This window comes from Streptomyces sp. BBFR51 (assembly GCF_044591655.1).
GTDB lineage: Bacteria > Actinomycetota > Actinomycetes > Streptomycetales > Streptomycetaceae > Streptomyces.
The window spans coordinates 2,430,335-2,453,283 of record NZ_CP172448.1 but is presented as its reverse complement, the minus strand read 5'-3'; the positions used below and the strand labels follow the sequence as shown (position 1 = coordinate 2,453,283).

At 73.2% G+C, this 22,949-nt stretch carries 18 protein-coding genes; 5 read left to right on the top strand and 13 right to left on the bottom strand.

The annotated features are described in order from the left end of the window. Nucleotides 1-108 precede the first annotated feature (108 nt). Entirely contained in the window at nt 109-906 is a 798-nt protein-coding gene (lipB, locus tag ACGH7X_RS11135; protein WP_399884198.1) for a lipoyl(octanoyl) transferase LipB, read from the bottom strand. A gap of 236 nt (nt 907-1,142) precedes the next feature. On the opposite strand from lipB, the gene ACGH7X_RS11130 reads away from it, so the two are divergent. Further along, entirely contained in the window at nt 1,143-2,612 is a 1,470-nt protein-coding gene (locus ACGH7X_RS11130; protein WP_399884196.1) for a regulator, read from the top strand. Between the two features lie 18 nt (nt 2,613-2,630). On the opposite strand, the gene ACGH7X_RS11125 is transcribed toward ACGH7X_RS11130, so the two are convergent. Continuing rightward, on the bottom strand, nt 2,631-4,034 hold the full coding sequence (locus ACGH7X_RS11125) for an NAD(P)/FAD-dependent oxidoreductase (RefSeq protein WP_399884194.1): 1,404 nt from the start codon (nt 4,032-4,034) through the stop codon (nt 2,631-2,633). Between the two features lie 302 nt (nt 4,035-4,336). Further along, nucleotides 4,337-5,239, bottom strand: coding sequence for a TIGR01777 family oxidoreductase (locus ACGH7X_RS11120; RefSeq protein WP_399884192.1), 903 nt, complete (start codon nt 5,237-5,239; stop codon nt 4,337-4,339). Nucleotides 5,240-5,311: 72 nt separating this feature from the next. On the opposite strand from ACGH7X_RS11120, the gene ACGH7X_RS11115 reads away from it, so the two are divergent. Further along, nucleotides 5,312-5,800 (top strand): GNAT family N-acetyltransferase, encoded by a 489-nt coding sequence (locus tag ACGH7X_RS11115; RefSeq protein ID WP_399884190.1) that lies wholly within the window; start codon nt 5,312-5,314, stop codon nt 5,798-5,800. A 16-nt stretch (nt 5,801-5,816) separates the two neighbouring features. Here the strand turns inward: ACGH7X_RS11115 and ACGH7X_RS11110 are convergent, their stop codons facing one another. Beyond that, nucleotides 5,817-7,001 (bottom strand): MarP family serine protease, encoded by a 1,185-nt coding sequence (locus tag ACGH7X_RS11110; RefSeq protein ID WP_399884188.1) that lies wholly within the window; start codon nt 6,999-7,001, stop codon nt 5,817-5,819. Nucleotides 7,002-7,282: 281 nt separating this feature from the next. Between ACGH7X_RS11110 and ACGH7X_RS11105 the strand changes: the two genes are divergently transcribed. Beyond that, complete coding sequence (locus tag ACGH7X_RS11105) at nt 7,283-8,032, top strand: peptidoglycan recognition protein (protein ID WP_399896933.1); 750 nt, start codon at nt 7,283-7,285, stop codon at nt 8,030-8,032. A 34-nt stretch (nt 8,033-8,066) separates the two neighbouring features. Here ACGH7X_RS11105 and ACGH7X_RS11100 read toward each other — a convergent pair whose 3' ends face one another. From ACGH7X_RS11100 to ACGH7X_RS11070, 7 genes are all read right to left on the bottom strand, one after another. Then, on the bottom strand, nt 8,067-8,588 hold the full coding sequence (locus tag ACGH7X_RS11100; protein WP_399884186.1) for a DUF4240 domain-containing protein: 522 nt from the start codon (nt 8,586-8,588) through the stop codon (nt 8,067-8,069). Nucleotides 8,589-8,658: 70 nt separating this feature from the next. Further along, complete coding sequence (locus ACGH7X_RS11095) at nt 8,659-9,660, bottom strand: helix-turn-helix transcriptional regulator (protein ID WP_399884184.1); 1,002 nt, start codon at nt 9,658-9,660, stop codon at nt 8,659-8,661. A gap of 76 nt (nt 9,661-9,736) precedes the next feature. After that, the gene (aceE, locus tag ACGH7X_RS11090) at nt 9,737-12,439 is read right to left on the bottom strand and encodes a pyruvate dehydrogenase (acetyl-transferring), homodimeric type (RefSeq protein WP_399884182.1); all 2,703 of its coding nucleotides are present in this window, start codon (nt 12,437-12,439) and stop codon (nt 9,737-9,739) included. Nucleotides 12,440-12,817: 378 nt separating this feature from the next. Then, entirely contained in the window at nt 12,818-13,441 is a 624-nt protein-coding gene (locus tag ACGH7X_RS11085) for a GntR family transcriptional regulator (protein WP_399884180.1), read from the bottom strand. A 210-nt stretch (nt 13,442-13,651) separates the two neighbouring features. After that, on the bottom strand, nt 13,652-15,433 hold the full coding sequence (gene sucB / locus ACGH7X_RS11080; protein ID WP_399884178.1) for a 2-oxoglutarate dehydrogenase, E2 component, dihydrolipoamide succinyltransferase: 1,782 nt from the start codon (nt 15,431-15,433) through the stop codon (nt 13,652-13,654). A 63-nt stretch (nt 15,434-15,496) separates the two neighbouring features. Further along, the gene (lpdA, locus tag ACGH7X_RS11075) at nt 15,497-16,885 is read right to left on the bottom strand and encodes a dihydrolipoyl dehydrogenase (RefSeq protein WP_399884176.1); all 1,389 of its coding nucleotides are present in this window, start codon (nt 16,883-16,885) and stop codon (nt 15,497-15,499) included. Nucleotides 16,886-17,253: 368 nt separating this feature from the next. After that, nucleotides 17,254-18,801, bottom strand: coding sequence for a leucyl aminopeptidase (locus tag ACGH7X_RS11070; RefSeq protein WP_399884174.1), 1,548 nt, complete (start codon nt 18,799-18,801; stop codon nt 17,254-17,256). A 250-nt stretch (nt 18,802-19,051) separates the two neighbouring features. Between ACGH7X_RS11070 and ACGH7X_RS11065 the strand changes: the two genes are divergently transcribed. Beyond that, on the top strand, nt 19,052-19,840 hold the full coding sequence (locus ACGH7X_RS11065) for an endo alpha-1,4 polygalactosaminidase (protein ID WP_399884172.1): 789 nt from the start codon (nt 19,052-19,054) through the stop codon (nt 19,838-19,840). 20 nt (nt 19,841-19,860) lie between these two features. Here the strand turns inward: ACGH7X_RS11065 and ACGH7X_RS11060 are convergent, their stop codons facing one another. After that, nucleotides 19,861-20,643 (bottom strand): adenosylcobinamide-GDP ribazoletransferase, encoded by a 783-nt coding sequence (locus tag ACGH7X_RS11060; protein ID WP_399884170.1) that lies wholly within the window; start codon nt 20,641-20,643, stop codon nt 19,861-19,863. A 140-nt stretch (nt 20,644-20,783) separates the two neighbouring features. Here ACGH7X_RS11060 and ACGH7X_RS11055 point away from each other — a divergent pair, with 140 nt between their 5' ends. Beyond that, nucleotides 20,784-21,536: a hypothetical protein gene (locus tag ACGH7X_RS11055; protein WP_399884168.1), complete on the top strand. Its 753-nt coding sequence runs from the start codon at nt 20,784-20,786 to the stop codon at nt 21,534-21,536. Between the two features lie 298 nt (nt 21,537-21,834). On the opposite strand, the gene cobT is transcribed toward ACGH7X_RS11055, so the two are convergent. Continuing rightward, the gene (gene cobT, locus ACGH7X_RS11050) at nt 21,835-22,908 is read right to left on the bottom strand and encodes a nicotinate-nucleotide--dimethylbenzimidazole phosphoribosyltransferase (protein WP_399884166.1); all 1,074 of its coding nucleotides are present in this window, start codon (nt 22,906-22,908) and stop codon (nt 21,835-21,837) included. Nucleotides 22,909-22,949: the final 41 nt, after the last annotated feature.

Sequence of the window (22,949 nt, the reverse complement as noted above, 5' to 3'; positions counted from 1 at the left end):
TCGGTGCTGGCCTTGCCGGGGGCTGCCGCCCCCAGGCCCCCGCTTCGGCCCGGAACCGGCCTTGCGGTCAAACGCCGGACGGGCTGGATTTATGCCCCGTCGCCGACATCAGGCCGGGGTCTTCTCGATCACACGTGGCTTCAGGTCCGCGTTCTCCAGGACGTCGCGCAGGTGGCGTTCCGCCACCGGGAGTACCTCGTCGATGGTGACGTCGCGGCCGAGTTCGTTCGCCAGGGAGGCGACGCCCGCGTCGCGGATGCCGCAGGGGATGATCTTGTCGAACCACTTGTTGTCGGGGTTCACGTTCAGCGCGAAGCCGTGCATGGTGACGCCCTTGGCGACCCGGATGCCGATCGCGGCGATCTTGCGGTCCTCGCGGCGCTGGCCCGCGTTGGACGGGGCGTACTCGGGCCCGTTCATGCGGGGGTCGAACTCGTCGTCCGTCAGGCGGGGGTCGAAGTCCAGCGAGAGGCCGCCGAGCACCGGACGCCGTTCGACCGGGTCGCCGAGGACCCAGACCCCGCTGCGGCCCTCGACCCGGGTGGTCGCGAGGCCGAACTCCGCGCAGGTGCGGATCAGGGCCTCCTCCAGCCGCCGTACGTGGGCCACCACGTCCACCGGGCGGGGCAGCTTCTGGATGGGGTAGCCCACCAGCTGGCCGGGGCCGTGCCAGGTGATCTTGCCGCCGCGGTCCACGTCGACGACCGGAGTGCCGTCCAGCGGACGCTCGCTGTCCTCGGTGCGCCGGCCGGCGGTGTAGACCGGCGGGTGTTCGAGGAGCAGCACGGTGTCGGGAACCTCGTCGGCGAACCGCGCGGCGTGCACCCGGCGCTGCTCGTCCCACGCCTCCTGGTACTCGACGCGATCGGCACCGAACCCCATTCGGACGAACCGCAGCTCACTCACGGCAAGTGCCTCCCTGGAAGGTCGTAAGGCACGAACCGTGCCCACGCCACTGTACGACCGCCCGCTCGTCGTCAGCCGGGCGGGCAATCCTCACACGATCGGATGAATGCTGGGCGAACTGTGCGATCGGGTGCTTACTCTCCGCTACATTCACGCCGTTCACGAGGCCATAAGGGCTGCTCACAGGCGCTCCGGGCACATCGAACGGCCCGGAAGGCAGGAGACCGCACCGCACCATGACGGAACGACCCGCGCAGCGCACCCCAAACCGCCAGCTCGCCGCGCTCATCGCCGAAGCGGGGTTCTCCAACGCGGGTCTCGCGCGTCGCGTCGACCAGCTCGGACTCGAACACGGCCTGGACCTGAGATACGACAAGACGTCCGTCACCCGGTGGCTGCGCGGCCAGCAGCCCCGCGGCACCACCCCGGCCCTGATCGCCGAGGTCTTCACCCGGCGTCTGGGCCGCCGCCTGACCGCCCAGGACCTCGGCCTGGACGCCTGCGCGCCCGTCTACGCGGGGCTGGAGTTCGCCGGGAGCCCGGAGGAGGCGGTCGACATCGTCGGCGGCCTGTGGCGCAAGGACTCCGGCAGCCACGCCGAACTGCGGAAGATCGCCTTCACCCCGGCCGGGCTCGTCGTGCCCAGCCGCGACTGGCTGATCGGCCGCGCCGACGAGAAGGTGGCCCGCACCGAAGTGGCCGTGCCCGTCCGCATCCCCGCGCAGGGCCGACCCCTGACCCCCCGGCTCGCCGTGCCGCTCGACCCGTCCCGGCGCCGGGCACCGGCCGAGCGCGGCCCCGGCCAGAAGGTCAGCGGCGGCGACCTCGCCGCGCTGCGCTCGGTCGGCGAGCTGTTCCGCAGCCTCGACGACCGCTACGGCGGCGGCCACGCCCGCCAGGCCCTCGTGCGCTACCTGGAGCACGAGCTGGAGCCGATGCTGCGCGGCACCTACGGCGAGCAGACCGGACGCCGGCTGTTCGCCGCCGCGGCCGACCTGACCCGGCTCGCCGGCTGGACGTCGTACGACATCGCCGCGCACGGCCTCGCCCAGCGCTACTTCGTGCAGGCGTTGCGGCTGGCGCAGGCCGCGGGGGACCGGGCGTACGGCTCGTACGTGCTGGTGACCATGAGCCGCCAGGCCGTCTATCTGGGGCACGGACGCGAGGCCGTGCAGCTCGCGCGGGTGGCGCAGCAGGGGGTGGGGACCTCCGCGCCGCCGGTTGTGCAGACCCTGCTGCACGCCGCCGAGGCGCGGGCGCACGGCCTGCTCGGCGAGGTGCGGGCCTGCACCGCGGCCCTGGTGCGGGCCGAGCGCGCGCTGGAGACCGCCCGGCCGGGCGACGAAGTGCCGCACTGGGCGCGGTTCTTCGACGAGGCGCAACTCGCCGACGAGTTCGGGCACTGCCACCGCGACCTGCAACAGTTCCGCGCCGCCGCCCAGCACGCGGAGCGCTCGCTGCAACTGCGCGCCCCCGTCTACGCCCGCAGCCGGCTGTTCTGCCGGGTGGTCCTCGCCACCGCCCGCCTCGGCCTGGGCGAGCTCGACCAGGCCTGCCAGCTGGCCGCCGAGGCGGCCGGGCAGGCGGCCGAGATGCGCTCGGTACGGGCCACGGAGTACGTCCGCGACTTCGAACGACGCCTGGAGCCCTACCGGGACGCGCCTCCGGTGCGGGGGTACCGGGACAAGGTGGCGGCCCTGGGGTAGCGGCAGGCCGCGACGGGACTAGGCCGCGCGGGCCGTCGCCGCCTGCTCCGCCGTGTGCATCGGCCGGCCCGCCCCCAGGTCCGTCAGGATCGCCGCCGAGGCCCGGTGGCCCGAGTGCAGCGCGCCCTGGGCGGTACTGGTGTCGCGGTGGTCGCCGCACACGTACAGGCCGGCCAGCAGCCGTACCGGCCTGCGCGGGTCGTGCGGCGGGCGCATCGCGGGCACCGCCTCGGGCGTGTGGTGCACGGCGAGGGTCTCCCAGCGGGTGGTGGGGGTGCCGTACAGGCGCGAGAGGTGGATGCGTACGGCGGTGTCGACGTCGGACGGGGGAGGACCGAGGACCGTCGAGGAGACGAGGGTGCGCCCGGTCGGCGCACGGGACGGGTCCACCCGGCTGACCACCGCCGTGTGGGCGACCGGGCCGCCGCGGTCCGCGTCGAGCAGCAGGGACGCGCCGGTCGTCGGCGGTTCGTCGGTCGTGTGGTGCACCACCGTCACCGGGTGGAAGTCCGGCACCCGCAGCCCCGGCAGCAGCTCGGCCGCCGCGCGGGCGTCGGTCGCCACCAGGACCGCCCGGCACCGGATGACCCCGTGCTCCGCGGTGGTCACGGCGTTGGTCGCGACCGAGGTGACGCGGACGCCGGTGTGTACGGTGCCCGGCGGCAGCGTCCGCGCGAGCTGCTCCGGCAGGGCCTCGGCGCCGCCCTCGGGCAGGGCGAGCCGCCCACCGGCGAAGGCGCGCAGCGCGAGGTCCGCGCACCGGCTGGAGGTCGTCAGGTCCGGGTCGCACAGCAGGGCGGCGAGCAGCGGACGCAGGAAGCCGTCGATCGTGCGGGCCGGCAGCCCGCGGGCCGCCAGTGCCCGGGCCGCGGGCAACTCCGGGCGGGCCAGCAGCCGTTCCGCCGGGGTGCTCGCGAGCCGGGTCAGCGCGGCGCCGAGCCGGGCCTGGTCGACCGCGGTGCCGAGCGGGGCGCCCGCCCGGGTACGGGGCAGGGTGGCGGTCCTCCCGGACGCGCCGGGCGCGTGGATCGCACGCCGGGGCGTGGGCATCGACCGAGGGGCGCTCGCGAGGGCGCGCACCGCGTGGAGTGCGCCCCTTGCGCTCCGTCCGCCCGCCGGGGCGCCCGCGCGGTGGTGACGGCCCTCGCTGTGCAGCAGGACCCCGGGGGCGAAGGGCAGCAGCGCGAGGCCGTCGAGCCCGGGGGTGCGGCGCAGTTCGGGGTACGCCGTGGACAGCAGCTGTGCGATTCTGTCGAGCCGGAAACCGTCGACCTTCTCGGTCGCCATCCTGCCGCCGACCGTATGGGCGGCCTCAAGGACCGTCGTCGTCACTCCTGCGCCGGTCAGCCGATGCGCCGCGGCGAGTCCGGCGATCCCGGCTCCCACGACGACGACGTCCGCCTGGTACGCGGGCTCAAGCACGTGCCCCTCCTCGAGGTTGCGCGGCCGCTGGAGACGTCATGCCCCCAACCGGCTTGAGGAATACCCGAGTTCAAGACGAGGTTAGGACCCGGAACGGTCAACGGGAGTCGCACGGAGACAGGGCACGGTCGCACGACGGTCGCATATGGACGCGGTAGGGCCGTCATGTGGTCGGAGGGCGTCGAAATGCGGTCGGGACGCGGTCGGGAGGCGGTCGGGAGGCAATCGAAGGCATCGCTCCCGGCACACCCCTACGCCCCTTCGCCGCCCCCACGTCCCCACGTCCCCACGCCGCCCTCACCTCACAGCGCCGCCCGGATCGCCCCGTCGATCTCCGGGAAGGCGAAGCGGAAGCCCGACTCCAGGAGGCGGGTGGGGAGGACCCGGGCACTGCCGAGGACGTCGCCCGCCATCTCGCCGAGCGCGGCGCGCAGCACCGGCGCGGGCACCGCGAAGGGCGTCGGCCGGTGCAGCACCCGCCCCATCGCCACGGTGATCTCACGGTTCGTCAGCGGGCGCGGGGCGGTCAGGTTGAACGGGCCGGACAGGTCCTCGCGGTCCATCAGGTGCCGGATCGCCGCCACCTCGTCGTGCAGCGCCACGAAGGACCAGTACTGCGACCCGTCGCCCAGCCGTCCGCCGAGCCCCGCCCGGAAGAGCGGGAAGAGCCGCCCCCAGGCCCCGCCCCCGCGCGCGACGACCAGCCCGGTCCGCGTGAACACCGTCCGTACGCCCGCCTCCCGGGCGGGTGCCGCCGCGGCCTCCCACTCCACGCACACGGAGGGCAGGAAGCCCTCGCCCGCGGGCGCGCTCTCGTCCACGGCCCGGTCGCCGGTCTCCCCATAGAAGCCCATCGCGCTGCCGTTCACGAAGACCCGCGGCGGCCGCTCCAGCGAGGCGACGGCCTCCGCGAGCGCCGTCGTCCCGTGCACCCGGCTGCTGCGGATGCGTGTCTTGTACGCGTCGGTCCAGCGGCGGTCGCCCACCCCGGCCCCGGCCAGGTTCACCACGGCGTCGCAGCCGGCGAGTCCGGCCGTGTCCACCCGACCGTTCTCCGGGTCCCACCGGACCTCGTCCGTGCCCCGGGGCTCGTGCCGCACCAGGCGCACCACCTCGTGCCCGTCCGCGGTCAGGGACCGCACCAGTGCGCTGCCGATGAGACCGGAGGCGCCGGCCACCGCGATGCGGGAACGTTCCAAGTCCATGCGCCCATCCTGCCGGGTGGCCACGGGAAAACCCCGGACCGGCCCCCGCCACCGCGTCGTACAGTGATCGTCATGCCAGCCCCGCACATACGCCCTGCCAGGTCCGATGACGAGGAAGCACTGCGCCGGCTCGACCGTGACACCTGGTCCCCCCTGCACGCCGTCGACTCCCCGCCCGGGCCGGACGCCCCCTTCTTCCGCGAGCATTCGGGCCCCGGCGACCACCTCGTCGCCGAACTCGACGGCACGCTCGTCGGCTACGTCCGCCTCGGCTTCCCCACCGAACTGGCCTCCAACGCCCACGTACGCCAGATCCGAGGCCTCGCCGTCGCCGACGCGGCCCGCGGGCACGGCGCCGGGCGCGCCCTGGTCCGCGCCGCCGTCGAGGAGGCACGGCGCCTGGGCGCCCGGCGCATCACCCTGCGCGTCCTCGGCCACAACACCACCGCGCGCAAGCTCTACGAGTCCGAGGGCTTCGTCGTCGAGGGCGTGCAGCCGGAGGAGTTCCACCTCGACGGCGCGTACGTCGACGACGTGCTGATGGGCCGCTCGCTGACGTGACCGGCCGCGCTCGCGGTCACGACGTGACCGGATCGCCCGTGTCCACCGCCTCCGTCGCGTCCGCCGCGCTCCGTGCCTCGCCGGCCACCTCGGCCGCCGTCAGCACGTAGCCGGTCTCGGCGTCGGAGGTGGAACGGGCGAACACCACGCCGTACACCCGGCCGTCGGTGGTCAGCAGCGGTCCGCCCGAGTTGCCGGGACGGACCGTGGAACGGATCGAGTAGATCTCCCGCGTGACGTTCTCGTCGTTGTAGATGTTCTGGCCGGTGGCGCGGATCCGGTTCGCCACCGTCGCCGCCCGCAGATCCAGGTCGCCGTCCTGCGGATAGCCCGCGACCACCGCCGCGTCGCCGCGCGAGGCGTCCTGGTCGAAGCGCAGCACCGGCGCGGTCAGGTCCGGGACGTACAGCACGGCCACGTCCTTGTCCGGATCGAAGAGCACCACCCGCGCCCGGTACTCGGGACCCACCCCGCCGATCCGCACCCCCGGGTCGTCGATGCCGGCCACCACGTGGGCGTTGGTCATCACGTGCTCCGGCGCGTACACGAAGCCGCTGCCCTCCCGGCCCTGGGTGCCGGCGACGCCCTCCACCTTCACCGTGCTGAGCTTGGCCGCCCTGGTGGCCGCCGCCGTGACACTGTCTCCCGAGGGCTCGGCGACCTCGGCGGCCGACTCGTTCTCGAACGGGTTGAAGACCTGCGGGAAGCCCGCGTCGGCCAGCGCGGACGTCGCCCCCGAGAACCACGCCGGGGTGGTGTCCGGCATCACCCGCTGCACGGCGCCCAGCAGCGTCGAGTCCCGGATCGCCGAGGTGAGCAGCGGGGACGAGGAGGCCGCCAGGACGCTCGCCGCCACCCACGCCACGATCAGCGCGGCCGCCGAGTTCGCCACCGCCCCGCCGACGCCGTCGGCCACCCGGAGCGGTCCGGCGTCCAGTTCCCGGCGCAGGCGCAGTGCGAGACGCCCCGCCAGCTCGTGGCCCACCATCGCCGGCAGCAGCACCGTGACCACCGCGGTCACCGTCGCCGCCGTCGAGCCCGCCGCCACCAGGTCCATCACCCACGGCAGGATCCACACGCCGAGCACCGCGCCGCCCACGAAGCCGGCCAGCGAGACACAGCCGGCCACCAGTCCGCGCCGGTAGCCGGAGGCCGCGTAGACCAGCACCACCAGCACCAGCACGATGTCGAGCAGGTCCACGCGAACCGCCTTTCTACCGGACCCCGGGACCCTCAGTACGTGCCGTACCGGCCCGGTGATCAGCCTTGGGCGCACGACTGTCCAAAAAACGGCCACCCGTGCGAGCGAGTGTGTGTGCGGTCACCCCTGAAACGCCGTGGACCAGGACGATGGTTCCACCGGGTGGCACAGCACACATCGCGGACAGACCGGATCCGCCGGACAGTGGGACCATGCGAGTCTTCCGAGGACTGCGTGGGGCCCGGGAGCGACGTGCCGGCCGCATACCCGGCGCCCACCGGATGCCGGTGGCGGTACGGGCGCTGCTCGGCGCCCTGCCCGGGCTGGCCGCCGTCGCCGCGCTGGCGCTGTGTGCGAACGGTGTGGAGCGGGCGGCCGATGCGCAGGCCGGCCCGGCCGCCGTCGCCGACCGGTACGCCGCGCCCCGGCCGCCCATCGTGCCCCGGTCGCGATGGCTGGGCGACGCCGCCCGCACGCAGCCCGCCCCGCGCTACGACGACCGGGTCCTCGCCGTCTTCGTCCACCACACGGACACGCCGAACGGCTACGACTGCGCCGACGTGCCGGACATCCTGCGCGGCGTGTACCTCGGCCAGACCGGCGGCCGGGACTGGGACGACATCGGCTACAACTTCGTCGTCGACCGCTGCGGCACCGTCTACGAGGGCCGGGCCGGCGGCATCGAGCGGCCCGTCACCGGCGCCCACACCCAGGGCTTCAACCACCGCACCACCGGGATCGCCGCCCTCGGCACCTTCACCGAAGGGGTGCCCGTGCCCGACGAGCTGACCGACGCGATCGCCGCCGTGGCCGCCTGGAAACTCGGCGAGAGCGGCACCGACCCGCGCGCGAAGGTCGCCCTGATCTCCAGCAACGGCCTCAGCCGGTACGCCGCGGGCGCCACCGCGACCCTGCCCGCCGTCGCGGGCCACGACGACGGCTACCAGACCAGCTGCCCGGGCGCGGCCCTCACCGCCCGCCTCCCGGACATCAGGGACACGGCCGCCCGCCTCCAGGGCCGCTCCGGATGACCCCCGCCCGGGAGCCTCACTGAGGTGACTGCGGTCACTCCGGCCCGAACCGCTCCGTCAGCCGGGGCAGCCGCTCGGCGAGTGCCCGGTCGTTCTCCAGGTCGACCGGCGTGCCCAGCGGCTCCGCGGGCGCGGGCGCGATGCCCAGGTCAGGGGCGACGGTACCGGTGAGCTGCTCGTAGGCCTCGTCGGCCGCGTAGCCCAGCTCCTCGCCGTCGCCGTCCAGCTCCTCGTCGAAGTCGTCCAGCAGCTCCGCGAGCGAGTCGGGCTCGTGCACCGCGCCCTCGTACACCTCACGGCCCTGGCCGATGAGCCAGCACCGGAAGAAGTCGAAGGCGTCGTCGCTCGCCCCGCCGAGCAGCACCCAGGCGGCGCCCCACAGGTCCCAGGTGCAGGCGCGGTTGTAACGGGCCTCGAAATGGCGGGCGAAGTCGAGCACCAGGTCCGGGTCCATCCCGAGCAGCCGCTCCACGAGCAGGTCGGCCTGGTCCTCGGGATCGCCGTCGGCGCCCTGCCGGGCGGCGTCGATCAACTCCCAGAACTCCGTCTCGTCCATCACTGGTCCAGCATCGGTCCTGGAGGGGTGGGACGCACGTGGAGTGCGGCGGATCGTTATGCGGCGATCGTCAGCCGCCGGCGGGGTCCGCGCCGGCGTACAGCCCCGCCAGCCGCCGGGCGTCCCGCGCGAACCGCTCCCGCAGGCTCCCGGGCGCCAGCACCTCCACCTCGGGACCCAGCCCCGTCAACTGGGTGTGCGCGACCTCCTCGGACTCCACGGGCAGCGTCACCGTCACCCACCCGTCCGCGTCCGGCGCCCCCGCGGCCGACAGCGCCTCCCGGGCGGACAGCGCGTCCACGGCGTACGACAGGGCGCGCACGCCCTCCGCGGACAGCCGCACCACCACCTCGGACCGCAGGATCGACCGCGCGAACTGCTCGGCCCGCTCCGCCCAGAACGCGGGCAGATCGAACTCCTCGTCCCGCGCGAAACGCTCCTCGCCCGCCTCCACCGCAGTGAACCGGTCGATCCGGTACACCCGGTACGGCCCGCCGTCCGCCGCCCCCGCGACCCGTGCGCACAGGTACCAGACCCCCGCCTTCAGCACGAGCCCGTACGGCTCCAGCTCCCGGACCACCTCGTCCCGCCCGCGCCGGTAGCGCGCCGCGACCAGCCGGTCGTCCCAGACCGCGTCGGCCACCGCCGGCAGCAGCTCGGGCGTCCTGGGCTCGCGGAACCAGTTCGGCGCGTCCAGGTGGAAGCGCTGGGCCGCCGTACGGGAGGCGTCCCGCAGGGAGGGCAGCAGGGCCGCCGACACCTTCAGACGGGCCGCCGAGGCCGCGTCCTCCAGGCCCATCTCGCGCAGCGCGCCGGGGACCCCGGACAGGAAGAGCGCCTCCGCCTCGCCCCTGGCCAGCCCCGTGAGCCGGGTGCGGTACCCGCCGATCAGCCGGTAGCCCCCGGCGCGCCCGCGCTCCGCGTACACCGGCACGCCCGCCTCCGACAGCGCCTGCGCGTCCCGCGTCACGGTCCGCTCCGACACCTCCAGCTCCCGGGCCAGCTCGGCGGCGGTCATGCTCGGGCGGGACTGGAGGAGCAGCACCATCTTGATGAGGCGGGCAGCGCGCATGTCCACATCATGCAGGAGGCCCCCGCCGAAGCGAGGGCCTCCCGGACAGCTGCCTGGCCTCTACCGGCCCAGGCGCCTACAGGCCGTAGCGCTCGCGCGCCTCCTTCACGGCCGTCGCCTTGACCTCGCCGCGCCGGGCGAGCTGGGCCAGGGCCGCGACCACGATGGACTCCGCGTCCACGCCGAAGTGGCGGCGGGCGGCGTCGCGGGTGTCCGACAGACCGAAGCCGTCGGCGCCGAGCGACGAGTAGTCCTGCTCGACCCACTGCGCGATCTGGTCCGGGACCTGGCGCATGTAGTCGGAGACCGCGAGCACCGGGCCCTCGGCACCCTGGAGCGCCTGGCGGACGTACGGCGTCCGCTCCTCGCCGAGCAGCAGCGCAGCGTCGGCGTCCATCGCGTCCCGGCGCAGCTCCGTCCAGGAGGTCGCGGACCACACGTCGGCGGCCACGCCCCACTCCTCGGCGAGCAGCCGCTGCGCCTTGAGCGTCCAGTGGATCGCCGTACCGGAGCCGAGGAGCTGGATGCGCGGGGCGTTCGCGACCGGGGTCAGACCCGCGGACTCCGCCGTGTTGAAGCGGTACAGGCCCTTGACGATGCCCTCGTCGACACCGGCGCCGGACGGCTTGGCCGGCTGCGGCATCGGCTCGTTGTAGACCGTCAGGTAGTAGAAGACGTTCGGGTCCTCGCCCGGGGCCGCCTCGCCGTACATGCGGCGCAGGCCGTCCTTGACGATCGTCGCGATCTCGTACGCGAACGCCGGGTCGTACGACAGCGCGGCCGGGTTGGTCGCCGCGATGGCCGGGGAGTGGCCGTCCGCGTGCTGCAGGCCCTCACCGGTCAGCGTCGTGCGGCCGGCGGTGGCGCCCACCAGGAAGCCGCGGCCGAGCTGGTCGCCGAGCTGCCACATCTGGTCGGCGGTGCGCTGCCAGCCGAACATCGAGTAGAAGATGTAGAACGGGATCATCGCCTCGCCGTGCGTCGCGTACGACGTCGAAGCGGCGATGAAGTCGGCCATCGAACCGGCCTCGGTGATCCCCTCGTTGAGGATCTGGCCGTTCTTGGCCTCCTTGTAGTACATCAGCTGGTCGCGGTCGACCGGCTCGTACGTCTGGCCCTTGGGGGAGTAGATCCCGAGGGACGGGAAGAGGCTCTCCATGCCGAAGGTGCGCGCCTCGTCGGGGACGATCGGCACCCAGCGCCTGCCGGTCTCCTTGTCGCGGACCAGGTCCTTGACCAGGCGGACGAAGGCCATGGTGGTGGCCACGTTCTGCGAGCCGGAGCCCTTGTCGAAGGACGCGAACGCCTTGTCGGCGGCCGGGGGCAGCGGCGCCGGCGGGTGGACACGGCGGGCCGGGGCCGGACCGCCGAGGGCGGCACGGCGCTCCTGGAGGTAGCGCACCTCGGGGGAGTCGGCGCCCGGGTGGCCGTAGGGGACCACGCCGTCGACGAAGGCGCTGTCCGCGATCGGCAGGCCGAGCAGGTCGCGCATGTCCTTGAACTCGTCCACCGAGAGCTTCTTCATCTGGTGGTTGGCGTTCTTGGACGCGAAGCCCGAGCCGAGGGTGTGGCCCTTGACCGTCTGGGCCAGGATCACGGTCGGCGCGCCCTCGTGCGCGAGCGCGGCCCGGTAGGCGGCGTACACCTTGCGGGACTCGTGACCGCCGCGCGAGAAGTGGAAGCACTCGAGGATCTTGTCGTCGGACAGGAGCTTCGCCATCTCGGCGAGCTGCGGGTCCTTGTTGAAGAAGTCCTCGCGGATGTAGGCGGCGTCGCGCGTCTGGTACGTCTGCACCTGCGCGTCGGGTACCTCGCGCAGCCGGCGTACGAGAGCGCCGGTGGTGTCGAGCTGGAACAGCTCGTCCCACGCCGTGCCCCACAGCGACTTGATCACGTTCCAGCCGGCGCCGCGGAACTGGGCCTCCAGCTCCTGCACGATCTTGAAGTTGGCGCGGACCGGACCGTCGAGGCGCTGCAGGTTGCAGTTGATGACGAAGGTCAGGTTGTCCAGGCCCTCACGGGAGGCGAGGGTGAGCGCGGTGGTGGACTCCGGCTCGTCCATCTCGCCGTCACCGAGGAACGCCCACACGTGGGAGTTCGTCAGGTCCTTGATGCCGCGGCTGGTCAGGTAGCGGTTGAACCGCGCCTGGTAGATCGCGGAGATCGGGCCGAGACCCATGGAGACGGTGGGGAACTCCCACAGCCAGGGCAGGCGGCGCGGGTGCGGGTAGGACGGCAGTCCGTTGCCCCCGGCCTCGCGGCGGAAGTTGTCGAGCTGCTCCTCGCTCAGCCGGCCGTCGAGGAAGGCGCGGGCGTAGATGCCGGGGGAGGCGTGGCCCTGGATGTAGAGCTGGTCGCCGGAGCCGTCACCCTCCTTGCCCTTGAAGAAGTGGTTGAAGCCGGTCTCGTACAGCCAGGCCGCGGAGGCGAAGGTGGCGATGTGGCCGCCGACGCCGTACTTGCTGCCGCGGGTCACCATCGCCGCCGCGTTCCAGCGGTTCCAGGCGGTGATCCGCTGCTCCATCGCCTCGTCGCCGTCCACGGTGGGCTCGGCGGCGGTCGGGATGGAGTTGACGTAGTCGGTCTCCAGCAGCTTCGGCAGCGCGAGGCCCGCGCCCTCGGCGCGCTCCAGCGTGCGGCGCATCAGATACGCGGCACGGTGCGGCCCGGCCGCCTGGGTGACGGCGTCCAGGGAGGCCTGCCATTCGGCGGTCTCCTCGGGGTCGCGGTCCGGGAGCTGGTCGAGCTCGCTCGGCTGGATGGCTTTGGGGTCGGTCATGTCGCCGCCTTCCTCAGTCGAAGGGGGTTCCCTCATCGGCAAGGGTTCGGGGGTGCCCTAAGTCTTTGGCAGGACAGGGCTGGGCTCCGGTGAGAGTCCAAAGGTGACTCTAACTCCCTGATCGATGATCGATCAAAGGGTTGAGGGGCAAAACCTCTTGATCACGAGAAAGTCGGCACGGGGTGCCTTCGGCGATGGCACGGAGTGACGGTTCCGTTGGGGGTTTGTGCAGGTGAGAGAGGGTGGGCGCGGATGAGCTCTGGGGTTCGGCGGTGTGGCGTCCGCGGGTGCGTCGGGGCTGGTCGCGCAGTGGGCTGGTCGCGCAGTTCCCCGCGCCCTGCCCCTGAACGGCTGCGCCGTTCGTAGCGGAACGGGGGTCTACGCCCGGGGGGCGCAGCCCAGGACGTGGGACTTGACGATCTCCGGGATGCGCGGGTCACGGCGGCGGAAGGCCGCGACCAGTTCCTCGTGCTCCTCCGCGTAGGACTGCTGCACCGTTCCCAGCCACCGTATCGACAGCGCCGTGAACACCTCGATCCCCAGCCCCTCCCACGTGTGCAGCAGCACCGAGTTGCCCGCCGCCCGCACCAGCTCCCGGTGGAAGCCCACCGTGTGCCGGACCTGGCCCGTCCCGTCCGACACCCGGTCAGCCTCGTACAGCGCGGCGACATGCGGTTCGAGGGCCGAGCAGTCCACGGCGAGCCGCTCCGCCGCCAGCTCGGCCGCGATGGCCTCCAGACCGGCCCGGACCGGGTAGCTCTCCTCCAGGTCGGCGGCGGTCAGATTGCGCACCCGCACGCCCTTGTTCGGCGCCGACTCGATCAGCCGCAGCGATTCGAGCTCCCGCAGCGCCTCCCGCACCGGCGTCTGGCTGACCTCGAGCTCGGTGGCGATCCTGCGCTCCACGATCCGCTCGCCCGGCTGCCAGCGTCCGCTGATGATCCCTTCCAGGATGTGCTCGCGGATCTGTTCGCGCAGCGAGTGGACGACGGGCGCGGTCATGAGAGCTCCTTCGGGAGAGGGCCCCTTCGGCCCTCTGGGGCGATTGACGTTTAGACAATACGGCCGTCACGGCGGGCGGGAAGGGCGCACGGGGGCGCTTTGACGCAGGTGAGACGAGACTTACACGGCATACCCTCGTCACAACGTGACGGTGCCCCCGTCCGGACGACTCCGGGCGGGGGCACCGTACAGGCCCACTGTGCGCAGGGACTACAGGCCGAGCTCGACCTCGAACTCGCCCGCCTCCAGGATCGCCTTGACCGCCGTCAGGTAACGGGCGGCGTCGGCGCCGTCCACCAGACGGTGGTCGTAGGACAGGGTCAGGTACGTCATGTCGCGGACGCCGATGACCGTGCCCTCCTCCGTCTCGATGACGGCCGGACGCTTGACCGTGGCACCGATGCCGAGGATGGCGACCTGGCCCGGCGGCACGATGATCGTGTCGAACAGCGCGCCGCGCGAACCGGTGTTGCTGATGGTGAAGGTCCCGCCGGACAGCTCGTCCGGAGTGATCTTGTTGGCGCGGACCTTGCCCGCCAGCTCGGCCGTGGCCTTGGCGATACCGGCGATGTTGAGGTCACCGGCGTTCTTGATGACCGGGGTCATCAGGCCCTTTTCGGAGTCCACCGCGATACCGATGTGCTCGGTGTCGAAGTAGGTGATGGTCCCCTCGGCCTCGTTGATCTTGGCGTTGACGGCCGGGTGGGCCTTCAGCGCCTGGGCCGCGGCCTTCACGAAGAACGGCATCGGGGAGAGCTTGACGCCCTCACGGGCCGCGAACGACTCCTTGGCCCGGCCGCGCAGCTTCATCAGGCGGGTGACGTCGACCTCGACGACCGACGACAGCTGCGCCTGCTCGTGCAGCGCCTTGACCATGTTGTCGCCGATGACCTTGCGGATCCGCGGCATCTTCACGGTCTGACCGCGCAGCGGGGAGGCCTCCAGGACGGGGGCCTTCTTCGCGGCGGCGGCAGGAGCGGCGGCGGCCGGAGCCGGGGCGGCGGCCTTCGCGGCCTCGGCGGCGGCGATGACGTCCTGCTTGCGGATACGGCCACCGACGCCGGTGCCCTTGACGGTGGACAGGTCGACACCGTTCTCGGCGGCGAGCTTGCGCACCAGCGGGGTGACGTAGGCACCGTCGTCCACCGGCTGGGCGGCGGCCGGGGCAGCCGGAGCGGCGGCCGGGGCCGGCGCGGGCGCCGGAGCGGTGGGCTGCGGGGCGGGAGCCGGCGGTGCCTGCGGTGCGGGCGCCGCGGCGGCCGGAGCCGGAGCCGGGGCGGCCGGTGCGGGCGCCGGAGCGGCCGGGGCCGGGGTGGGCTCGGGCTGGGCCGGGGCGGCGGGGGCAGCCGGAGCGGCGGCCGGCGCGGCACCGGCGGCGCCGATGACGGCGAGCTTGGCGCCGACCTCGGCCGTCTCGTCCTCGCCGACCACGATCTCCAGCAGGGTGCCGGAGGTGGGCGCCGGGATCTCGGTGTCGACCTTGTCCGTCGACACCTCGAGCAGCGGCTCGTCCTCCTCGACGCTGTCACCGACCGACTTCAGCCAGCGGGTGACGGTGCCCTCGGTGACGGACTCGCCGAGCGCGGGCAGGACGACGTCCGTGCCCTCGGCGGAGCCGCCGCCGGTGGACTGCTCGGCGCTCGGAGCGGGCGCCGGGGCGGCCTGCTCGGTGGACGGGGCGGCCGCGGCGGGCTCGGGGGCCGGCTCGGCGACCTGCTCGGCCTGCGGGGCGGCCTCGGCGGCCGGGGCGCCGGAGCCGTCGTCGATCAGCGCCAGCTCGGCGCCGACCTCGACGGTCTCGTCCTCGGCGACCTTGATGGAGGACAGCACGCCGGAGGCCGGGGCCGGGATCTCGGTGTCGACCTTGTCGGTCGAGACCTCGAGCAACGGCTCGTCGGCCTCGACGCGCTCACCCTCGGCCTTCAGCCAACGGGTGACGGTGCCCTCGGTGACGCTCTCGCCGAGCGCCGGAAGGGTTACGGAAACCGCCATGGTTTCGGTTGCTCCTTACGAATTGCGGAAGTCTGTGTCGTCGCGCCCAGTGACCGGGGCAGGTCAGTCGTGGGAGTGCAGCGGCTTGCCGGCCAGCGCGAGGTGGGCCTCGCCCATCGCCTCGTTCTGCGTCGGGTGCGCGTGGATGAGCTGCGCGACCTCGGCGGGCAGCGCCTCCCAGTTGTAGATCAACTGCGCCTCGCCGACCTGCTCGCCCATACGGTCGCCGACCATGTGGACGCCGACCACGGCACCGTCCTTGACCTGGACGAGCTTGATCTCGCCCGCGGTCTTGAGGATCTTGCTCTTGCCGTTGCCCGCGAGGTTGTACTTCAGGGCGACGACCTTGTCCGCGCCGTAGATCTCCTTGGCCCTGGCCTCGGTGATGCCGACGGAGGCGACCTCCGGGTGGCAGTACGTCACCCGCGGCACGCCGTCGTAGTCGACCGGGACGGTCTTCAGGCCGGCGAGCCGCTCCGCCACCAGGATGCCCTCGGCGAAGCCGACGTGCGCGAGCTGGAGGGTGGGAACGAGGTCACCGACGGCGGAGATGGTCGGGACGTTGGTCCGCATGTACTCGTCGACGAGGACGAAACCGCGGTCCATGGCGACCCCGGCCTCCTCGTAACCCAGACCCTGCGAGACGGGGCCGCGGCCGATGGCGACGAGCAGGACCTCGGCCTCGAACTCCTTGCCGTCGGCGAGGGTGACCTTGACGCCGTCCTGGGTGTACTCGGCCTTCTGGAAGAAGGTGCCGAGGTTGAACTTGATGCCCCGCTTGCGGAAGGCGCGCTCCAGGAGCTTGGAGCTGTTCTCGTCCTCGACCGGGACGAGGTGCTTGAGGCCCTCGATGACCGTGACGTCGGTGCCGAAGGACTTCCACGCGGAGGCGAACTCGACGCCGATGACGCCGCCGCCCAGCACGATCGCGGACTTCGGCACGCGGTCCAGCTTGAGGGCGTGGTCCGAGGAGATGATCCGGTCGCCGTCGATCTCCAGGCCCGGCAGCGTCTTCGGCACGGAGCCGGTCGCGAGCAGCACGTGGCGGCCCTGGACGCGCTGGCCGCCCACGTCGACGGAGGTGGGCGAGGACAGTCGGCCCTCACCCTCGATGTAGGTCACCTTGCGGGAGGCGACCAGACCCTGCAGGCCCTTGTACAGGCCGGCGATCACGTCGTCCTTGTACTTGTGCACGCCCGCCATGTCGACGCCCTCGAAGGACGTCTTGATGCCGAACTGCTCGCTCTCGCGGGCCTGGTCGGCGATCTCGCCCGCGTGGAGCAGGGCCTTGGTGGGAATGCAGCCGTTGTGCAGGCAGGTGCCGCCGAGCTTGTTCTTCTCGATCAGGGCGACGTCCAGGCCCAGCTGCGCCCCGCGCAGGGCCGCGGCGTAACCACCGCTGCCACCGCCGAGGATCACTAGGTCGAAAACGGTGCTGGCGTCGTTCGCCACGTCACGTCCTCCATGCATGTGCGCCACGCCGGTCTCCAGTGACCGGTCGGGCGGCGGGGTGTCCGGCCGCTCATTGTTCTCGGCCCTTGGGTGGGCCCTGTCCTGCCGAGCTCCATCTTCGCACTTGTGAGAGGCGAACGAGACGTGGGGCCGGGGTGTGAGACGCCCCACGTTCGAGCCCGCCCTCCCACTATGACCGGGTCCCCGCCCGAACTGTGACGGGCTTCCCCGGTTCCTTCGGCGGAGGGCAGGACACCCACCCAAGGGGGGCGGGGCTGCGTTTGATCAGCGGCTGTGCAGCGTGGGCGCGACAAGCCACAACGGACCCGCAGCCGCCGATCACCCGCACCCCCGACCCACCGGGCGGCCTAGCCCAGATCCCCCGCAGCCGCCAGCTCGGCGACCCGCACCAGCGTCCGCACCGCCGTACCCGTGCCGCCCTTCGGCGTGTACCCGAACGGGGCGCTCTCGTTGAAGGCGGGGCCCGCGATGTCCAGGTGCGCCCAGGCGATGTCCTCGCCGACGAACTCGCGCAGGAAGAGACCGGCCACCAGACCGCCGCCCATCCGCTCACCCATGTTGGCGATGTCAGCGGTCGCCGAGTCCATGCCCTTGCGCAGGTGCTCCGGCAGCGGCATCGGCCAGGCCGGCTCGCCGGCCTCCTCCGCCGCCTCGTGCACCGCGGAGCGGAACGCGTCGTCGTTCGCCATGATCCCGTACGTGCGGCTGCCCAGCGCCAGCATCATCGCGCCGGTCAGCGTCGCCACGTCGATGATCGCGTCCGGCTTCTCCTGCGAGGCCGCCCACAGCGCGTCGGCGAGCACGAGCCGGCCCTCGGCGTCGGTGTTGAGCACCTCCACCGTCTTGCCGCTGTACATGCGCAGCACGTCACCCGGACGCGTCGCGGAGCCCGAGGGCATGTTCTCGGCCAGCGCCAGCCAGCCGGTCACGTTGACCTCGAGGCCCAGGCGCGCGGCGGACACGACGGCGGCGAACACGGCGGCGGCACCGGCCATGTCGCACTTCATCGTCTCGTTGTGCCCGGCCGGCTTCAGCGAGATGCCGCCCGAGTCGTAGGTGATGCCCTTGCCGACGAAGGCGAGGGACTTCGTCGCCTTGGACGAGGTGTAGGACAGCTTCACCAGGCGCGGGCCGGCCGCCGAACCGGCGCCGACGCCGAGGATGCCGCCGTAGCCGCCCTTGGTGAGCGCCTTCTCGTCCAGCACCTGCACCTTGATGCCGTGCTCCTTCGCGGCCGCCTGCGCGACGGCCGCGAACGCCTCGGGGTTGAGGTCGTTCGGCGGGGTGTTGACCAGGTCGCGGGCGCGGTTCAGCTCCTCGGAGACGGCCGCGGCACGCTCGATCGCCGCCTTGTACGCCTTGTCGCGGGGCTTGCCGCCGAGCAGCGCGGCCTCGGCCAGCGGGGCCTTGCCGTTCTTGGCCTTGGCGGAGCCCTGCGCCTGGCCCGCCTCCTTGTAGGCGTCGAAGGAGTACGCGCCGAGCAGCACGCCCTCACCGACGACGCCCGCGTCGGCGGCCTCGGTGAGCGGGAGGGCGAAGGCGGCCTTCTTGGCGCCGGCCAGGGCGCGGGCGGCCACGCCCGCGGCCCGGCGGAGCACCTCGGCGTCGAACCCGGCGTCCTTCTCGGGCTCGGCACCGAGGCCCACCGCCACCACGACGGGTGCCTTGAAGCCGGACGGAGCGGGGAGCTTCGTCACCTCGCCCTCGGCGCCGGAGGCACCGAGAGTCTCCAGGACGGCGGCGAGCCGGCCGTCGTACGCCTTGTCCACGGCCTCGGCGCCCGGTGCGACGACCAGGTTCCCGGACCTGGATGCCGCGCCCTTGGCGACACCGATCACGATCGCGTCGGCCCGCAGGCCGGGCGCCGCGGCGGTGCTGAGAGTGAGAGCAGTCACGGTGGTGAAATCTCGCTTCCGTATGAAGTCCTGAGTGGCCGAATGCGGGTGGGTCGACCGGGCCCGACAACCGACCCTAGATCCCTCCTGCGATGCGGTCTTTACCTGGGCAGGCAAACACCCGGCACGAGCCTACGCTCGCGCCCGCCTCCGCTCCCTCCCGCGGGGCCGCGGTTTCCCGCCGGTGAGCCGGGATGGGAGATCATTCCTGGGGTACGCCACCGCGCCGCCCCCACCCTGGAGCACCCCCGTGAGACGCCCGGTCCTGTCCATAGCCCTCCTCCTGCCGCTGCTGGCGGGCTGCACGTCGTCCCCCGACGAAGGGGCGTCGGGGGACCGTGACCACTGGCGGCCGCGGCCCGGCACCGCCTGGCAGTGGCAGCTCAGCGGCGAACTGGACACCTCCGTCGACGTGCCGGTCTACGACATCGACGGCTTCGACCACCCCGGGTCCACGGTCGCCTCTCTGCACGAGGACGGCCGCAAGGTCATCTGCTACGTCTCCACCGGCGCCTGGGAGGACTTCCGCCCCGACGCGGAGGAGTTCCCGGAGTCGGTGCTGGGGAAGGGCAACGGCTGGGAGGGCGAGCGCTGGCTCGACATCCGCGCGACCGACGTCCTGGAGCCGCTGATGGCCGAGCGCGTCGACATGTGCCGGGACAAGGGCTTCGACGCGGTCGAGCCGGACAACATGGACGGCTACAAGAACGAGACCGGCTTCCCGCTCACCGCAGACGACCAGCTCCGCTACAACCGCCTGATCGCGGACCTCGCCCACGACCGCGGCATGGCCGTCGGTCTGAAGAACGACCTGGACCAGATCCCGGAACTGGTCGACGACTTCGACTTCGCCGTCAACGAGCAGTGCGCCCAGTACGGCGAGTGCGCCGACAACCAGCCGTTCATCGACGCGGACAAGGCCGTCTTCCACGTCGAGTACGAGCTGCCGACCGAGCGCTTCTGCGCCGACTCCCGTGAGCTGCGGCTGAGTTCGATGCTGAAGAAGTACGAACTGGGGGTGTGGCGCGAGGCCTGCTGAGCGCACCCCGCGCTCAGGTCTCAGCCGAGGACGAGCACCACGAGAGCCGTGGTGGCCGCCGTCTCCGCGACCCCGCCGAAGACGTCGCCCGTGACGCCGCCGAAGCGGCGGACGCAGTGCCGCAGCAGCAGTTCGGCGACCGCGACGGCGCACACGACGGCGAGCGCCGTGCGGAGTGCGTCGTACGGCCCCAGGTACGCGCCCGCCGCCGCGCCGGCCAGCGTGACCGCCGTGGCCACGGCCGTCGCACGGCCCGCCGGAACGACCCCGGCGACCGCCGCGCCCAGCCCCTCCGGGCGGGCGGCGGGCACCCCGGCGCGGGCGGCGAGAGTGAGCGCCAGCCGGGCCGCGGTCGCCGAGACGACGGCCGCGATCGCGCCCCGCGCCCAGGAGCCGTCGTAGGCCTGCGTCAGGGCGGCCACCTGTGCGAGGAGCGTGAACACGAGGGCGAGTACGCCGAACGGGCCGATGTCCGACTGCTTCATGATCCGCAGGGCGTCGTCGGCGGGCTTGCCGCTGCCCAGGCCGTCGGCGGTGTCCGCCAGCCCGTCCAGGTGCAGTCCACGGGTGAGTACGGCGGGTACGGCGGCGGTGGCGACCGCGGCGAGCAGGCTTCCCGCGCCCAGCACCAGCAGCAGGAGCCCGACGCCCGCGGCGGCGACGCCGACGGCCAGCCCGGCCAGCGGCGCGCACAGCATGCCGCCGCGCGCCGCGTCCCGGTCCCAGCGGGTCACCTCGACCGGGAACACGGTGAGGGTGCCGAAGGCGAACCGGAGGCCGTCGGGGGAGGGGGTCCTGAGCACCGGCGCAGACTACCCGGCGGCCGGGAGGGCGCCGGCGAGGGGCGGGGATGCTGCGTCATCCGGGGGACAACCTCGGGGCCCCGGCCGGAACAGCGCAAGCGAGCAAGGCTGTGCCCGGCGTATCGCCGTAACGTGCGCATATGGGAGATTGGTGGCAGCGGAACATCATGGAACCGGGCAAGCTGCCGCTGCTCCTCGCGCTGACGGCGTTCGTGCTGACGTTCGTGATCACCCGGGTCATCACCCGCCTCATCCGGGCGGGCAAGGGCCCCTTCGGAAACGTCAAGGCGGGCGGGGTCCACATCCACCACGTGGTCCCCGGGGTCGTCCTCACCGTCATCGGCGGCTTCGGCGCGGTCGCGGGCGGCCGGCACGGGTTCGGTTCCGCGTTCGCGGCGGTGGTCTTCGGTATCGGGGCGGGGCTCGTCCTGGACGAGTTCGCGCTGATCCTGCACCTCGACGACGTCTACTGGACCGAGGCGGGGCGCAAGAGCGTGGAGGTCGTGGTGCTCACCGCGGCCCTGGTCGGGCTGGTCCTCGCCGGGTTCACGCCCTTCGGTGTCGACGGCGTGTCCCAGGACGAGTTGCAGGACCGCGCGAACGTCATCGCGACAGTCGCGGGGAACTTCCTGTTCTCCCTGCTCGCCCTCGCCAAGGGGAAGGCGCGGCTCGCGATCTTCGGCGTGATCGTCCCGCTCGTCGCGCTGATCGGCGCGATCCGGCTGGCCCGCCCCGGCTCACCCTGGGCGCGACGCTTCTACGCCCGCCGCCCGCGCGCCCGCGCCAGGTCCCGCCTGCGCGCCTACCACCACGACCGCCGCTGGTCCGGCCCCCGCCGCACAGTCCAGAACTGGATCGCAGGCCCCCCAGACCCCACCCCAAACAAACACTGACGCCGCCTGCGCAGCTGCCGGCAGCCGCCGCTCCCCCTCCATTAGCTGCGGGCAGCCGCCGCTCCCCCTCCCATAGCTGCGGGCGGTGGCCGCTCTCCCTCCCGTAGCTGCGGGCAGTGGCCGCTCCCCCTCCCGTAGCTGCGGGCAGTCGTGCCGCTGGGGCGGCACGGGTGGGCGCAGGCGGCACCCGGCCAGCGCCGGTCCCGCGTCCCCACCCCCACGCCGACACCCACGCGGGGCGCCGGGGAAGCCCCGGACCACCGACGGCACCCGCGCCGACCGAGCCGGCGGCGCCGGTTCACTGCGCGTCGGGCACGGCCTCACCATCGGAGACCTCCGGCAGCTCCGCTGCCAGCGTCGCCGCCGCCTGTACCAGGGGCAGCGCCAGCAGACCCCCCGCACCCTCACCCACCGTCACGCCCTGGGACAGCAGCGGCTCCAGGGCCATCCGGTCCAGCGCCTTGGCCTGGCCCGGCTCCCCGCTGTCGTGCGCGGCCAGCCACCAGTCCGGCGCCCGGAAGGCGACCCGCTGCCCCACCAGCGCACACGCCGCCGTCACGACGCCGTCCAGGATCACCGGCATCTTCCGCACCGCGCTCTGCAGCAAAAAGCCCGTCATCGCGGTGAGGTCCGCCCCGCCGACCGTGGCGAGGAGCTGCAACTGGTCGCCGAGCACCGGCCGCGCACGCCGCAGCGCGTCACGGATCGCCGCGCACTTGCGCATCCAGGCCAGGTCGTCGATCGGCAGCCCGCCCCGCCCGGTGACGACCGACGCGTCCGTCCCGCACAGCGCCGCGACCAGGACGCCCGCCGCCGTCGTCCCGCCCACGCTCACATCGCCGAGCACCACCAGATCCGTGCCCGAGTCGGCCTCCTCGTCGGCCACCGCCATCCCGGCCCGGAAGGCGGCCTCCGCCTCCTCGAGGGTCAGCGCGTCCTCGACGTCGATGCGTCCGCCCGCCCGTCGCACCCGGTGCCCCGCGACCTCGGCCGGCAAGGTCTCCGGGTCGCAGTCCAGGGCCAGGTCGACGACGCGCACGGGCACGTCCAGCCGCCTGGCGAGCACCGACACCGGCCGGCCGCCCTCCAGCACCTCGCGCACCAGCTCACCGGCACCGCCCGCGGGCCGCGCCGAGACACCCAGCTCGGCGACCTTGTGGTCACCGGCGAAGAGCACCACCCGGGGCCGCTCGACCGGCCGCACCGGTACGGCGGACTGGGCCGCCGCCAGCCACTCGCCCAGGTCGTCCAGGCGGCCCAGCGACCCGGGCGGGACGACCTGACGCTCCCGGCGCGCCTCCGCGTCGCGGCGTACCCCGCCGTCGGGGCGCTCGATCAGGTCGGTGAAGTCGTCGAGATTCAGCGAGCTCATTCGCCGAACAGTACCGGCCCCGGTCGAACACGAAGGAGGGC

Excerpts from the sequence above, each read along its gene's own strand:
- ACGH7X_RS11130 (WP_399884196.1), top strand. The coding sequence starts at position 1,143 with ATGACGGAACGACCCGCGCAGCGCACCCCAAACCGCCAGCTCGCCGCG.
- ACGH7X_RS11120 (WP_399884192.1), bottom strand. The coding sequence starts at position 5,239 with ATGGACTTGGAACGTTCCCGCATCGCGGTGGCCGGCGCCTCCGGTCTC.
- ACGH7X_RS11115 (WP_399884190.1), top strand. The coding sequence starts at position 5,312 with ATGCCAGCCCCGCACATACGCCCTGCCAGGTCCGATGACGAGGAAGCA.
- ACGH7X_RS11105 (WP_399896933.1), top strand. The coding sequence starts at position 7,283 with ATGCCGGTGGCGGTACGGGCGCTGCTCGGCGCCCTGCCCGGGCTGGCC.
- ACGH7X_RS11100 (WP_399884186.1), bottom strand. The coding sequence starts at position 8,588 with ATGGACGAGACGGAGTTCTGGGAGTTGATCGACGCCGCCCGGCAGGGC.
- ACGH7X_RS11095 (WP_399884184.1), bottom strand. The coding sequence starts at position 9,660 with ATGCGCGCTGCCCGCCTCATCAAGATGGTGCTGCTCCTCCAGTCCCGC.
- aceE (WP_399884182.1), bottom strand. The coding sequence starts at position 12,439 with ATGACCGACCCCAAAGCCATCCAGCCGAGCGAGCTCGACCAGCTCCCG.
- ACGH7X_RS11085 (WP_399884180.1), bottom strand. The coding sequence starts at position 13,441 with ATGACCGCGCCCGTCGTCCACTCGCTGCGCGAACAGATCCGCGAGCAC.
- sucB (WP_399884178.1), bottom strand. The coding sequence starts at position 15,433 with ATGGCGGTTTCCGTAACCCTTCCGGCGCTCGGCGAGAGCGTCACCGAG.
- ACGH7X_RS11055 (WP_399884168.1), top strand. The coding sequence starts at position 20,784 with ATGGGAGATTGGTGGCAGCGGAACATCATGGAACCGGGCAAGCTGCCG.
- cobT (WP_399884166.1), bottom strand. The coding sequence starts at position 22,908 with ATGAGCTCGCTGAATCTCGACGACTTCACCGACCTGATCGAGCGCCCC.